Source organism: Vibrio sp. OPT20, assembly GCF_963889365.1.
Lineage (GTDB): Bacteria > Pseudomonadota > Gammaproteobacteria > Enterobacterales > Vibrionaceae > Vibrio > Vibrio splendidus.
Genome location: NZ_CAWPOA010000052.1, coordinates 398,869 through 412,423 on the forward strand (window position 1 = coordinate 398,869; position 13,555 = coordinate 412,423).

Here is a 13,555-nt window from a genome sequence, read left to right on the forward strand (position 1 = left end):
ATATCCTCGATTAACCTAGTTGAATCAGTTCGATTTGGTAGCCGTCTGGGTCAGTAATAAAAGCAATGTGCGTTGAGCCACCTTTTACTGGCCCCGCTTCACGAGTCACATTGCCACCTAGCGATTTGATCTTGTCGCATGCTGCGTAAATATCGTCTACACCCAATGCCAGATGACCAAACGCGCTGCCCATCTCGTACTCATTCGTATCCCAGTTGTACGTTAGCTCGATAGTCGTGCCGCCTTGCTCGTAGCCAACAAAAACCAATGTGTAGCGGTAGTCTTTGTTCTCGTGGCGTTCAAGTTCCTTCATTCCCAATACCTTGGTGTAGAACTCGATAGACTTGTCTAAATCAGTAACTCGGATCATTGTGTGTAGGAATTTCATATTTCACCCTTATTAGCACCACAAGCATGGCGCCGTTATTATTTTGAGTGGAGGTTATCCACTAATCTCTGAGTGAAATAATACGATTCAGCGAGGGATTAAGGAAATTATCAAAAATTCTCAATGTGATAATTTTTTGTTATGAAGCTTATGACTAACACGAACTCTATGACACAAAAAAAGGGAAGCCAATACTTCCCTCAGAGTTAGACCCTCAATTAGAACCGCAAACGCCTATCTTTAAGCGCTTTCGACATTGCATCTGATGTACTGATGACTTGTTCTCTGAACCATTTATGAGCGGGGTCGCTGTTCTGCTTCTTCAACCAAATCAGGTAGTGAGACATCGGCTGATACTCAAAGGGTGGCTTGAACAGCTGTAAACTTAACTTTTCTTGGAACTGCACGGCCATAGATAAAGGCACGACAGTGATGTAATCGGATTGGCTACACAGCAAGATATTACTGAACAGCGAACGCCCATGAAATACGATTTTACGCTGGGACAGATCCAAAGAAGTGTAGTGATTCAAACTGCGAACTTTGCGTCGTGTTCTGTCTAATACGGCATGCTTTTCACTTAGGAACTGCGCTTCGCTGATTTCACCTTGGATTCGCGGGTGATCAGCTCGACACACGATCACAAACTCGCCTTCATAAAGTGTTTCACTGACGATACTTGGGTGTTCAGGCACCACAATATCGATCATCGCATCGAACTCTTGCGTCAAAAGATCTTCGTATATGCGCTCATCACTGTCTGGTTGATCAAAGACTTCCAGCGACAAGTTTTGATTAGGAAGCGCCGCGAAACTATTGAGCAGTACCCACTGTAAGTGCTCAGGTGCAGAAATAACAAACTTACGCTCAGAGGATTGCTCATCAAAATTAGCCATCGACTGAAACACGCCATTGAGTTCATTGATCGGCGCTTTAATTTGTTCATACAAGCTTTGCGCATAAGACGTAGGCGCAACACCTCTTCCTTTACGAACAAAAAGCTCTTGGCCAATCTCTTTCTTTAGGCGGGCTAACGCGGTACTGATGGTCGATTGGTTGGTACTGAGTTGATCCGCAGCCTTACTTAAACTGCCCTGCTCCATCACCGCAGAAAAAACAGCAAGTAGGTTGAAGTTGGGGATGTCATTACTCATATATCATTACTCGTTAGGCGACCATGAGTACTATGCTATCGTAAAAGCGATAGAATGAAATAAGAATCCCTCGTTTAAAGTCCCAAATTGAGACACTAACATCCCGCGTAATTAGTTTCTTAATAGGTTTCCCCATGAAAAAACACTACCTTGCCATCACTATTGCGATGATGACGAGTAACGCGATGCTTTCAAACCCAGTACTGGCTGCGGCTCACCTTCTTCCTGAACTTGGTTCTCTCAACGCAAGTACCGCAGGCGCAGGATCGGCAGCGTTAGCTGAAAGTGCGTTAACCGCATGGACTAACCCTGCCGCTATGTCTCAGCTAGAAAACCCTGAACTCACCGTCAATCTGGCAGGCCTCTACACAGACATCAACTATTCAGATACAGACCCAACAGAGCGTTTTGACAGTAACATTGATGCTGGTGGTTGGGCTCCGGTAGGAAGCTTCTACTTTGTCACCCCTATCAACGACAAATTTCACGCTGGCTTTGCTTTGGCTTCTCAAGGTGGTTCAGGGATCGATTATGGCGATAACTTTTCTGGGCAGCGTTTATTAAAGAATGTTGAATTCATGACTGTTCAACTGATGCCTTCGATATCTTACAAAGTGAATGAGCAGTTCTCGTTGGGTGCCTCAGTCAATGCGGAATACCTCACAGCTAACGGCGAGTTGAATCCTTTTATCGGCACTGGCGACATTGGTTCTGAACACTTATTCGAAGCAGACGCGGATGATTTCACGGTTGGCTACTCTCTTAGTGCCTTTTACCAACCGAACGAACAACACCGTTTTGGCTTTATCTACCGCTCTGAACTTACTCATTACGGTGAAGGGGATCTTCAACATTCGGCTAGCGACACCAAGCGTGATGTTGGGCTCGACTTTATCATGCCTCAACACATCCAAATTAGCGGCGTGCACGCCGTCAATGACCAATGGGACATGCTGTGGAGTGTGACTTGGTATGACCTATCAACTTGGACTGACCTCACGCTAGACATCAATGATAATTCAGTCAAAGTTGTCGACCGTAACTTTGACGATGTGTGGAACCTAGCCATAGGTACTCATTACCAAATCACCCCAACCTTGCGACTAGAAACAGGCATCAGCTACGAGACTTCGCCTCAAGATGACGCAACTCATCAATATATGGATCTTCCTGTAGGCGAAACCAAACGTATTGGCGCCGGTGCCACCTATGCGCTCAATAAGAACTGGGAACTGCGCGCTTACTACGATTACATCGATCTCGACGAGCCTGAGCTTAATTACTCAAAGGGGCAAGTTATCAATGTTCAAGGCGCTTATGATAACAGCGCACACTTCTTCGGTATGCAAGCGAACTACCGCTTCCTGTAAAGCGGCAGTCTCGACCTTTCGTCAATTATCTATGAGTCACGTACAGTGCCTGATTCATGGCCTCACTCGTGCACAACATCAAGGCCTAGCTATCCGCTAGGTCTTTCTCTATCTGTTCTTCAACTGCAATGTTTTATCCCCAATCAACATCGCATTTGATTGGGTTAGATTACATATTCAATAGAACATAAACAATACGATATTGTCTCGTTTATCATGACACTGTGTTCAGCGACATTGAGATATACATTTGAAGAATTAAAGCTACAATATTTCGAATCCAGCACTCTACCGTAAACAGAAACGTATTTTTCCAGTGTTCAAAAACCTATTATCAGTTATATGCCATCCATCATTCGTTTCTATTATTCCTTTTATTGTAAGAAGCGTGTAAAAAGATTAATTCCGCCAAATTGCTTATTGATGCTTTTATTAGTCATTTCATTGTTCCAAACCAAGTTAATGAACAATGTTTTCTATCTGTATATGAGCCTTTTCAAATAAATCGACCTACCGATTTAGAGTTATAACTACTAATCGTAATTACGATATTATCAAATCGTAATTCTGGGTAGATACTGCTCAAAACTCTTCCTATTATCCTGCTAACAAATCAATTCTTAGCCCAAACAGAATGCTGACAAATGTTTTACAACACTATGTCAATTGCCATGGAAGATCCCCTCGACAGACGAGGTATTACACGTAAAGAAGACAATAGCTAAAAGAACGAGCCTAATATTTCGTTCAACAGTGCATCGTCATTCAACCTGCGTTTCAGGCTAACAATAAGAATTGATTTGTAGAGGAGCATATTCGCTTCTTGATACCGAGAATCGGCTGTCTGGACTGAGCAATATCACTTTAAATATCATCTATTACTTTTGTTTATTATGAGCACCAATCTCTCCACATAATAGACATCTACTTTTTAAGATGTCATTAAAGGTGACTTCTAGGCTGCAAATTCTCTCTTCTTATTGATGTAGGTTGAGATATGAACTTTATAAAAATCGTTTTCCAGAAGATCTGGGCCGTTGCTATGGTCTTGATTAAATTCTGCCTGTTTATGGCGGTGATGTTTGCTGGTGCATGGGCTCTTGCACCGTTAGGCACTATCCATTCTAAAGACATCGACATGTCTCAATTCAACAACCATCCCAATGAAATGATGATGAACTTCTTCCAGATGGAATACTTCTCTGGTTACTTGTTCTCAGTGACCATTGCTGTGGTATTAGCCGGTGTTTACGGCATGTGGCAATTGCATGAACTGGGAGTGCATAAAGCAAAAGAGCACAAAAGCGCTCACGTACAGATCGTGTTTGCACTGTCACTTTGCGGGCTCTTCATCAGCAAAACATTCTGGGTTATCGCGTTGGTTATCGCATTGGCGAACTGGAAGCATATTGGTCAATCACTAAGTGATGTGATTCGCCGTGGTGTACAGCCTAAACAAGACGCGACCAATACAGAGACAGCCGCAGTACACGTATCACCTGAACAATCGGTAACAGAGCCGTCTCAAACAAATCAATCTCAAACACAACAGTCTCCAGTAGAGCAATCTTCAAAAGAACAGGCTTCAGAAGAAAAGGCTCCAACAAAACCATCCCCTACAGAAAAAGAGGTCGCATAATGAAAGAGATGATGATTCCATACATCCTAATTGTATGGTCACTGTTTGCGACAGGCGCACTTAAGAAGAACTTCAAAAACTACACGTGGGCTGCCATTGGCGGCGTAACAATCCTTGCGGTATTAGCGGTTATCTCTCGCTTGTGGGCACCCGTTGATTTAACGAACTCGACCACAGTAAAAGCACCACACGCGGTTATGTCACCTATCTTCGGCCAGCAGATCGACAAAGTGCTTGTTGATCACAACCAAATGGTTAAAGAAGGCGACATAATCTACACGCTCGTCGACATCGATTCTGCCGCAGACAAAGCAAAGATCGAATCTTCAATTGTTCAGAAAGAAGAAGAAATCAAGCAAATGACTCGGGACTTAGAGCGTGCTGAAACGTCACCTGAAATCTTCAATATGCGTGACGTAGAAAAGTACGACTCAGATCTTCGAGTGCTGCACGCTGAACTTGTTTCGTTAAAAGCCGATCTACAAAAAGTGAACTGGGCGCAAGAGAAGAAAACCATTAGAGCGGAATTTGACGGTCAGGTATCGATAGTGAATATTGCTGAAGGTTCTGTCATGGGTAACATGCACCTCTACAACACCAGCAAAAAGTTCCTTGAGATGCGCATTTCAGACCAAACTTATGGCTATGTTCAAGTAGGAGACTTCGCTGAGTTCTTCGTTGATGCCTACCCGGGGCACGTGTTCCGAGCAAAAGTACACAGCTTTAATGCCGGTACCGGTGAGTCGAGTATTTCTCCACTTCAGGGGCCACAAAGCGTCGGTCAACACGTAGTAAGAAACGGGAATGCTTTAGGTCGTACTATCGTACTTGAGATCATCGAACCAGAAGGTTACAACATCCCTATTGGTTCAACTGGCGCGGCTTGGATCTCGGCTGAGAAGCCGCATCCGTTCTGGGGCTTCATCGATGTAATCGGCGCAGCAACGGTTCGCCTACAATCTTACAAGTCTTACTTAGGTGCTTGGTAAGTACTGAGGTTCTCGGTAAGTATTAAGATTCTCGGTAAACACTTATATAACAGCCATTAGTTCCAAATTAAATGCCCTGAATTTCAGGGCATTTTTGTATCTGTCACAAGCCCCACTTACTAATTGATTTAGATCAACATAAATCGCTAATACAATCATTAGATATACAAATCATCGAAAAAACGATATATTGATATCCTATTAGCACGTAGATAGCGACCTCTCCCACCTCTATCATTTGGCTCAAGAAATCCAATTCCTGTATCCAAATATAAGGTCACTACCATGACTAATACATTCAAAAAAATGGCGCTCCCTGTTGCTATCGCGAGCGCTCTATTTGCTTCTGGTTTTGCATCTGCAACTCCAACTGTAGAAGCGACATCGAAAGTAGGCCAAGAACTTCAGACAGCAAATGCTGCGCAATACCAAAACATTGACCTTGATGCTCGCTACAAGAGTGAGGTTCTTTTCGAACACAAGTCAAACATGTTCTGGGGCAAAGGCGAGCGCATCCAAGTTGTTTCGAAAACGGGCGACTCACTGGCTTACACTGAAGAATCTGATCACGTTCATCCAATCCTAACCAAGCATGGTCGTAAAATGGACCAAGCAATCATTAAAGTGGATGACAACGTTTACCTTGGTTACGGTTTCGGTCTAGATACACCAGTAATGATCGAAGGTACGGACGGCATCATCATTGTTGATCCAGGCGAGTCAGTAGAAATGGCTCAATCGGTTAAAGAGCAGTTCCGTCAAATCACCGACAAGCCGGTTAAAGCAATCATCTATTCTCACAACCACATCGACCACATCTCTGGTGTGCGTGCATGGGTTACTGACGAAGAAGTGGCATCAGGTGAAGTAAAAATCATCGCTGAAGAAGGCCTAACCGCTGCAGTGGCAAACTGGTCTTCAAACCTAGGTACTCTATTTGGTCACCGTACTTCTTACACAGGTGCTAAGCACGTAGAAGAAGGCGAGCACGGCACAGTAAACGACGGGCTTGGTCCACGCTTCATGCAAGGTGCTATCTCGTTCATCGAACCAAACCTGCTTGTACCAAGCCAAAGCCACATCGAAATCGAAATTGCTGGCGTGAAAATGCACATCGAGAACGTGCCATCTGAAACTAAAGATGAGTTAGTGGTTTACTTCCCAGACCAGAAAATCCTGCACGCGGCTGAAGTACTTCAAGGTGAGAACTTCCCTAACCTTCACACCATCCGTGGTACTAAATTCCGTGACCCATCAATGTGGTTCAAGGGCATCGACGTAATGCGTAAGTTCGACACTGAGATCATGATTAACTCTCACGGTCGTCCTGTTGAAGGTAAAGAAGCGGTATCTGACGTATTAACGGCTTATCGTGATGCGATTCAATACACGCATGACCAAACAATCCGTTACATGAACAAAGGTATGACGCCAGACGAGCTAGTTGAAGTGGTTAAACTTCCTAAGCACCTTGCTGAGCACCCTTGGTTAGGTGAGCACTACGGTACCGTTGCACACGCCGTTCGCCAAATTTACGTAGGTTACAACGGTTTCTTCGAAGCGGATCCATGGCAGCTAGAGCCAATGGCTTACGAGCAACGCGCTAAAGCATTCGTAGAGATCATGGGCGGTCGTGACAACATCATCGACACAGCAAAAGCGGCGATGAAAGCAGAGAACTACACCTTTGCAGCAGAGATTCTTTCTTACCCAATCACGGTAAACAAAGATGACATGGAAGCACGCTTACTGAAAGCACAAGCTTACAAAGCATGGTCTGCAGATCAAGTGAACATCAACTGGCGCAACTGGGCATTGAATGCTGCAGCTGAACTAGAAGGTACTCGTGATTTCTCTAACATGATCAGCTTCGCTTCTGTAGACGTACTAACTGCGCTACCAAGTAAGCAAATCTTCGATATGATGACGTCGACGCTAATCGCAGAAAACTCGTTAGACGTAAACATGAAGCTAACGTACAACTTCTCTGATACTAACGAAGCATTCACTATCGAAATTCGTAACGGCATTGCTCAGTTACACGAAGAGGCAGTGAAAGGCGCAGACGTTCAAATCAACACCACTCGTGCAGTATTGAACCAAATCTTGATTGCGGGTCCAAACGCTCAACAAGTGATTGGTACCAACCTACAGTCTGGTGCATTCAAGTTCTCGAATGGCGACATCAAAGGCTTCGGTCAATTCATGAGCTACTTCGATAAGCCAATGACTCCAGAAGAGATCATGCTCATCGTTCGCTAATAGCGAGTTCGAACGGTCGCTCTTCGGCGATAGCTCTTCGATGATAGCTCTTCGATGATAGCTCTTCGACGATAGCGTGTTAGTAAACAATCACTAACACACTATCAACCAATACGCTGACCGCTTCACATGGACGACAAACAAATACAGGGACCCTTTGTGGTCCCTTTTTTTATCGTCAGGTTCGGCTTCTGCCGTCAGATTCTTAACCCTGTTATAGGTCTCGATAACCATTATGTTAAAACGATTTGCTCTGATTCTTTCACTCACCTCTTCACTTACGTTTGCCTGCGGTCTTCACCAAGAGACAGGGTTTAGTTTAGTGACAGAGCCCGGTTCACTCGAGGTATTTGGCAACGTCATTACAGCCAGACAAGACGATGAATTCAACAACCTCAATAAGCCGGATCACTTTCGAGTCTTTGCCATCAAGGCCGCGCTTGCGAAACCCCACCCAAGCAAAATTGAGTTCAACTTGTTCGAAGCAATCAAAGGTCATTACAGCCAAGTGAAACTTGAGAAGGGTGTCGATGTGTCAGGTAGAGACACTTTGCCTACTGAAGAAGATCTACTGTTAATTACTGAATTAGATGTGTTCGATGCGCTAGCAACTGGCACTATATCTTGGGATCACGCGACACTAAACGGCTTAGTGATCATCAATGGCCCACAAGATAAACGAGAGCAGCTTGAAGATTGGCTTAGTGATATTTTTGGAAAGTAGTTCGATCTCCTATTCGTATTTACTCCCCCGTTCAATTTGAGACAACAAATAAAACCAAACATAAATAAAGCTAAGTAACAATAACTAAGTAAACTATTTATGGGAGCAATGTTTTATTCTTAAAACAAAACCCGTCAATTTCGAGCGAAAAACAACCTAATTACAATCAGTTACAAAATACGTTACAAAACTGATGTTAAAATGAGCTGTTTCATTTAGTTCCACATACAAAGTGTGATTTTCTACCATTCTTTGAAATATTTTTGTGATTAAATACGACAAATTTCAATCAAAGGTGGAGAGATAACATGTCTGCAAAAGCATTCGGTGACTTTTACTGTTACTTACACTGTATGAATTTACTTTCAATCAAAGAGCATGGGATAACGCCAAAAGAGTACCTTGATGATGTGCGCAAAGAGCCTTTTTACTATCGTGGAGGCACCTCCAAAGAAGCGCAACAAAAGTGGGCGGAGCGAATCTTGGAGTCGATCTACAAATATCACGGTATTCAAGGCGACGGTCCAAATGGGCATAATGATCTCTTGATACGAGAAGGTATCGCATCAAAAGCCCGCTACAAAATAAGAGAAGGGGCTGAATTCGATGTTAACCCCGGTTTACATGAATCAATAGCAATACTCAACACCATCGGTAGCCAATTACTTGAACGAGTTCTACCCGCGGCAGGGTCTAAACTCAGCCAAGCATTAACACTGCTTTCTAGGTCCAAGAATGTGTCAAATACGGCACCTTTTAAGATGATAATCGGCAGCTATGACCTCATTGCCCCTAACGCAGATTACACAGTGCTAAGCAGTCTCGAGAGCGCACTAGAAAACCGTCTTGTGGTTTCATTTGAGTACGAAGGAAGTCGTTGCGAAGTCGATCCTTATGCTTCATTTGTTTACCAAAGGAGCTTCTATCTTGTCGGTCTAGAGCGCTATAGAAAAAGCACTGAAAGTAGTTTGATGCTCGGCGACTATCGTGCTTACAAGGTCCATAATATTAACAATATTGAGGTTCATTCTACTCAGAGTTTTTCTATGGGTAATCAAAAAGACTTTTGCCTCCATGATTTCCTCTCTTCAAGCAATGGTAAAATGGTTAATGGTGGAGAAACCTGTGAAGTACTCTTAAAGATGAAAAGAGATGCTGATGGCTACAACAGGTTTGTTGACGAATACAAACTAAGTGAATGTCAAAAAATAGAAGAGACCGCTGACAGCCATTTCATTGTAAGAGCTCAAGCTCGAGATAGCGTAGTTTTCAAAAGCTGGCTCATTAACAACGCCGATTGCGTTGAAATTTTAAAACCACTACAACTACGTACTGATGTAATACAAGACATTAAACACACTATGAGCGTCTATGCACATTAAATTTAAAAACCATCATATATGAAGTTCAACATTGGATCCTCCAATATCAATAACCATTCAATATAGTAATAAGTTCAACAATAAACAAAAGTAATTAATAAAGTAGCATTCAACTAAAATAAAATTAACGGTATTATTTTTAGTTATTTTCTATTTTAGACAGAAAATGTCAGATTTTATTGTCACAATACTATTCTCACAACAATAAAATTAGGCTTAGCTGTGATATACAAAATAAAAAAATCATTTATTGATGAACTTTATCACCTTAATTATAAATCAAACAGTTTAGAACATCGTCTTCCTTTTTATTGGTATAGACCTTTAAAGGTATTAAGTCGACTACTCGCATTGCCTGTTATCTTATTTTTTATGGTGTAAAAGTAATGAACCGTAATTTATCAAAGGTAGAATGGATTCTGCTGGCCATAGCTGCAACATTCTTAGGTTTAAGCTTATTCCTCTACTACTCACTCTGCAAAAATCTATTCTCTGGCGGATTCAATGACATCATTGAAATCATTGTAGTTCTGGGACTTTTTTACTGCTCATTCATTGCAGCAAACTACAGCATGACGATGCTTGCAGAAAAATACTGTAGTCGGAGAAACCGCTATGAAGAGCTTTAAGTTCCTTCTCTCGGTATCAACTTCGCTTGCATTTTGGATATTCGCGCTATTTTATTTCTTCTCAAGCTCGATTAATACCAATACGGGGCTAAGTATGGCTCCTACTTTTGAAGGTAAGTACTGGACAACAGTAAATGGAGTTCGACCAGGACGATATACACCAGAACATGGTGACGTAATTCGATTCCGACATCCACCTAAGCACCGAAGCGAAAATATAACCTTTAGAAAGCGGGTAATTGGTATTCCAGGCGATACAGTCACATTAAAGAATGGCTACCTTTATATCAATGACAATAAGATGTCATATGGAGTGATCAAAAAAGAAGATGGATTTGTCTATATAAAAGAACAAATAGGTAATAGTAAATATAATGTCAGGTACCTAAAAGAAGGTTCAAACATACTTGAAAACAGTACTACCTGGCATGTCCCGGAAGGAAAGTTAATTGTTCTAGGTGACAACCGAGATTACTCTTACGATTCAACGTATGAGAGCTTTGGGTATGTCGACATTAACAACGTTAATGGTGTCTATAACAAAGTCCTGCTCAATGTTGCCAATGGGAATCGTAAATTCAATTGCTCATTAACGATGGTAACGAACTACTCGCCTTTTCATAAAGCTTGTTAGAAATCGCCCAGTAGCGAACCAATAATGGTAATAAAAAACCGAGCTATTTAGATAGCTCGGTTTTTGACATGCTTGCCATTTACCTACAAGAAAGGCAACGGAATCAACTCCAGCCCCAGTACACCACTGATGCTCATCACCACCAGCAGAGAGACCTTGAAGACGGTCTTTGACCACTGGATGTAGTTGAGGCAATCAACTTTGCGAAATGTCACTTTGGTCCACATAAAGCAAACCGCCGCCGACACCGCGAGGTATTCATAACCTGCTTCCCCGAGTAGGAACAGCGCCAATGATACTGCACCAAACGCCACTACATAGGCTTTCATGTGTTGATGCGCTTTGTCGACGCCCTCTTTCACCGGTAACACAGGAATGCCTGCATCTCGATAATCTTGAAGGCGGAACATCGCGATCGCGTACGAGTGTGGCATTTGCCATAAGCAGAACATCACAAACAACAATACCGCTTCAAGGCTGATGTAATTCGTCACCGCCAAATAACCCACCAATGGCGGAACGGCTCCCGAAATACTGCCGACTAAAGTGCCATAAACCGATGTACGCTTGTACCACATGGTGTAGAAAAAGACGTAAAACACATAGCCAAGCAACACCATGACCGCAGAGATCGGATTAGCGAACTGGAACAGAAGCGCTGTGCCTGAGAGTAGTAAAACCAAGGCATAAACGAACGCGACGTCTGTATTGATGTTGCCCTGAACCAATTCTCGATTTCGTGTGCGCTTCATCTTTTGGTCGATGTCTCGATCAAAGATGTTGTTCACAACACAACCTGATGCAATCACAAGTCCCACACCCGCTAATGTTGTCAGTAACAACATCGCGCTGGCTGGTTCTGTTTTTGCGGCGAGGAAGAACCCCGCCGCAACAGAAATCAGGTTGCCGAAAATGATGCCCGGTTTGGTGATAGACAGATATCTTTTCAGCATACCTTAGCCTACAACTTCATGTTGACGTTCATGTTGTAGATAATCCATACCGAGCCAGCGATAAGAATCAATACAACAATGGCGGTAAACATCAGTGACACCAAGTTCCAACGCCCATCGGAAGATTTCGCTTCCATATGTAAGAAGTACTTAAAGTGCGCAAAAATTTGCACCAACGCGCAGCCGAACAAGATCACGTACGTTTCTGTGCTTGGTAATACATGCGCCCACACGATGTAGAACGGAATAATGGTGAGAATCAGTGACGCAATAAAGCCTTTCACATAATCCGTTGCACCACTGTCTAGATGCTGTTCCATTACATCACCCCCATTAAGTACACGATGGTAAATACACAAATCCAAACGATATCAAGGAAATGCCAGAACAGGCTTAAGCACTGGAAACGCATCGACATGTTGTCGTTCAAGCCTTTGGTTGAAAGCTGGTGATACGCCACCGCCATCCAAATCAGACCGAACGTTACGTGCAAACCGTGTGTGCCAACCAAGGTAAAGAACGCAGAAAGGAATGCGCTTTCTTGAGGACCATAGCCTTCTGCAATCAAGTGATGGAACTCATACACTTCCATACAGATAAAGGCTAAGCCCAATACGAAAGTCACTTTGATCCAGCGCTTCAGTCCGGTCACGTCTTTGCGCTTCATCGCAATCATGCCAAAACCGAAGGTGATACTACTGAACAGCAGCATCATGGTTTCGACAAACACGAACGGCAGTTCAAAGATGTCTTTACCTGTCGGCCCTGCAATTGATCCACTCTCAAGCACGGCATACGTCGCGAAAAGCGTGGCAAACAGGACACAGTCACTCATCAAGTAAACCCAGAAGCCAAACAACTTGTTGCCCGCAGCTTCGTGGTGATGATCATGCGAATGTGCAAGATCATAAGTGTGTGACGGAGTATTAGCTTGCATACGTCGTCTCCAAGTCATCTTTATTGTCGTTATTACCACTATCAGCATCACTGTCAGCGCTGTTACCACGACCAGAATGGTCGCCTTTCACTGACTGTTTCTTCGCTTCTGCAAGCTGTGCACGTCGAGCCGCTTCAATCGCTTTGATCTCTTCAACTTCCACGTAGTAATCCACATCGTCGTTGTAGCTGTGTTGAATACACGTCACCACGATGCCCACTAAGCTTGCAGCCGCTAGCCACCAGATGTACCAGATCATTGCGAAGCCAAATGCCAACGCCCATGCAGACACATAAATGCCTGTCGGTGTGTTCTTCGGCATGTGAATACGTTCGTATTCTTCTTCCTGAGTTGGATCAAACTCACCACTTTGCTTTTGATACCAGAACGAATCGATCTCATCGCCCTTAGGCAGTTTTGCAAAGTTGTAGAACGGCGGTGGTGAAGACGTTGCCCATTCGAATGTGCGTCCGCCCCACGGGTCACCGGTTAGA

General features: G+C 43.4%; 13 protein-coding genes and 1 pseudogene. 8 read left to right on the top strand and 6 right to left on the bottom strand.

Annotated elements, in window-relative coordinates; all coding sequences use genetic code 11:
- Positions 1–10: 10 nt before the first annotated feature.
- Both gloA and AACR09_RS11915 read right to left on the bottom strand, forming a co-directional pair.
- Positions 11–388 (bottom strand): lactoylglutathione lyase, encoded by a 378-nt coding sequence (gloA, locus tag AACR09_RS11910; RefSeq protein WP_004736293.1) that lies wholly within the window; start codon positions 386–388, stop codon positions 11–13.
- 218 nt (positions 389–606) lie between these two features.
- A complete protein-coding gene (locus tag AACR09_RS11915) occupies positions 607–1,542 on the bottom strand; it encodes a LysR family transcriptional regulator (protein ID WP_017089150.1) in 936 nt (311 codons plus the stop codon).
- A 134-nt stretch (positions 1,543–1,676) separates the two neighbouring features.
- Here AACR09_RS11915 and AACR09_RS11920 point away from each other — a divergent pair, with 134 nt between their 5' ends.
- The 8 genes from AACR09_RS11920 (at position 1,677) to lepB (ending at position 11,171) form a co-directional block, all read left to right on the top strand.
- Complete coding sequence (locus tag AACR09_RS11920) at positions 1,677–2,912, top strand: OmpP1/FadL family transporter (protein WP_193835023.1); 1,236 nt, start codon at positions 1,677–1,679, stop codon at positions 2,910–2,912.
- Positions 2,913–3,909: 997 nt separating this feature from the next.
- Positions 3,910–4,551, top strand: a complete 642-nt coding sequence (locus tag AACR09_RS11925; RefSeq protein WP_102452913.1) for a magnesium transporter — start codon at positions 3,910–3,912, stop codon at positions 4,549–4,551.
- Positions 4,551–5,540, top strand: a complete 990-nt coding sequence (locus tag AACR09_RS11930; RefSeq protein WP_004736298.1) for an efflux RND transporter periplasmic adaptor subunit — start codon at positions 4,551–4,553, stop codon at positions 5,538–5,540. The genes AACR09_RS11925 and AACR09_RS11930 overlap by 1 nt, the downstream gene beginning before the upstream one ends.
- A gap of 285 nt (positions 5,541–5,825) precedes the next feature.
- Positions 5,826–7,802, top strand: a complete 1,977-nt coding sequence (locus AACR09_RS11935) for an alkyl sulfatase dimerization domain-containing protein (protein ID WP_193835024.1) — start codon at positions 5,826–5,828, stop codon at positions 7,800–7,802.
- 235 nt (positions 7,803–8,037) lie between these two features.
- Positions 8,038–8,526 carry a hypothetical protein gene (locus AACR09_RS11940; RefSeq protein ID WP_193835025.1) on the top strand — a complete coding sequence of 163 codons (489 nt, stop codon included), beginning with the start codon at positions 8,038–8,040 and terminating at the stop codon, positions 8,524–8,526.
- Positions 8,527–8,834: 308 nt separating this feature from the next.
- Complete coding sequence (locus AACR09_RS11945; RefSeq protein WP_193835026.1) at positions 8,835–9,908, top strand: helix-turn-helix transcriptional regulator; 1,074 nt, start codon at positions 8,835–8,837, stop codon at positions 9,906–9,908.
- 386 nt (positions 9,909–10,294) lie between these two features.
- On the top strand, positions 10,295–10,537 hold the full coding sequence (locus AACR09_RS11950) for a hypothetical protein (protein WP_151407628.1): 243 nt from the start codon (positions 10,295–10,297) through the stop codon (positions 10,535–10,537).
- The gene (gene lepB, locus AACR09_RS11955; RefSeq protein WP_151407629.1) at positions 10,524–11,171 is read left to right on the top strand and encodes a signal peptidase I; all 648 of its coding nucleotides are present in this window, start codon (positions 10,524–10,526) and stop codon (positions 11,169–11,171) included. Before AACR09_RS11950 ends, lepB begins: the two co-directional genes overlap by 14 nt.
- Positions 11,172–11,254: 83 nt before the next feature.
- Here the strand turns inward: lepB and cyoE are convergent, their stop codons facing one another.
- From cyoE to AACR09_RS11975, 4 genes and pseudogenes are all read right to left on the bottom strand, one after another.
- The gene (gene cyoE, locus AACR09_RS11960; protein WP_193835027.1) at positions 11,255–12,124 is read right to left on the bottom strand and encodes a heme o synthase; all 870 of its coding nucleotides are present in this window, start codon (positions 12,122–12,124) and stop codon (positions 11,255–11,257) included.
- An 8-nt stretch (positions 12,125–12,132) separates the two neighbouring features.
- The gene (gene cyoD / locus AACR09_RS11965; protein ID WP_193835028.1) at positions 12,133–12,444 is read right to left on the bottom strand and encodes a cytochrome o ubiquinol oxidase subunit IV; all 312 of its coding nucleotides are present in this window, start codon (positions 12,442–12,444) and stop codon (positions 12,133–12,135) included.
- Entirely contained in the window at positions 12,444–13,061 is a 618-nt protein-coding gene (cyoC, locus tag AACR09_RS11970) for a cytochrome o ubiquinol oxidase subunit III (RefSeq protein ID WP_010439790.1), read from the bottom strand. Before cyoC ends, cyoD begins: the two co-directional genes overlap by 1 nt.
- Positions 13,051–13,555, bottom strand: a pseudogene (locus AACR09_RS11975) (cytochrome o ubiquinol oxidase subunit I); the annotation flags it as partial. The pseudogene AACR09_RS11975 and the gene cyoC, both read right to left, overlap by 11 nt.

Coding starts and splice junctions, on each gene's coding strand:
- gloA (WP_004736293.1), bottom strand. CDS start 388: ATGAAATTCCTACACACAATGATCCGAGTTACTGATTTAGACAAGTCT.
- AACR09_RS11915 (WP_017089150.1), bottom strand. CDS start 1,542: ATGAGTAATGACATCCCCAACTTCAACCTACTTGCTGTTTTTTCTGCG.
- AACR09_RS11920 (WP_193835023.1), top strand. CDS start 1,677: ATGAAAAAACACTACCTTGCCATCACTATTGCGATGATGACGAGTAAC.
- AACR09_RS11925 (WP_102452913.1), top strand. CDS start 3,910: ATGAACTTTATAAAAATCGTTTTCCAGAAGATCTGGGCCGTTGCTATG.
- AACR09_RS11930 (WP_004736298.1), top strand. CDS start 4,551: ATGAAAGAGATGATGATTCCATACATCCTAATTGTATGGTCACTGTTT.
- AACR09_RS11935 (WP_193835024.1), top strand. CDS start 5,826: ATGACTAATACATTCAAAAAAATGGCGCTCCCTGTTGCTATCGCGAGC.
- AACR09_RS11940 (WP_193835025.1), top strand. CDS start 8,038: ATGTTAAAACGATTTGCTCTGATTCTTTCACTCACCTCTTCACTTACG.
- AACR09_RS11945 (WP_193835026.1), top strand. CDS start 8,835: ATGTCTGCAAAAGCATTCGGTGACTTTTACTGTTACTTACACTGTATG.
- AACR09_RS11950 (WP_151407628.1), top strand. CDS start 10,295: ATGAACCGTAATTTATCAAAGGTAGAATGGATTCTGCTGGCCATAGCT.
- lepB (WP_151407629.1), top strand. CDS start 10,524: ATGAAGAGCTTTAAGTTCCTTCTCTCGGTATCAACTTCGCTTGCATTT.
- cyoE (WP_193835027.1), bottom strand. CDS start 12,124: ATGCTGAAAAGATATCTGTCTATCACCAAACCGGGCATCATTTTCGGC.
- cyoD (WP_193835028.1), bottom strand. CDS start 12,444: ATGGAACAGCATCTAGACAGTGGTGCAACGGATTATGTGAAAGGCTTT.
- cyoC (WP_010439790.1), bottom strand. CDS start 13,061: ATGCAAGCTAATACTCCGTCACACACTTATGATCTTGCACATTCGCAT.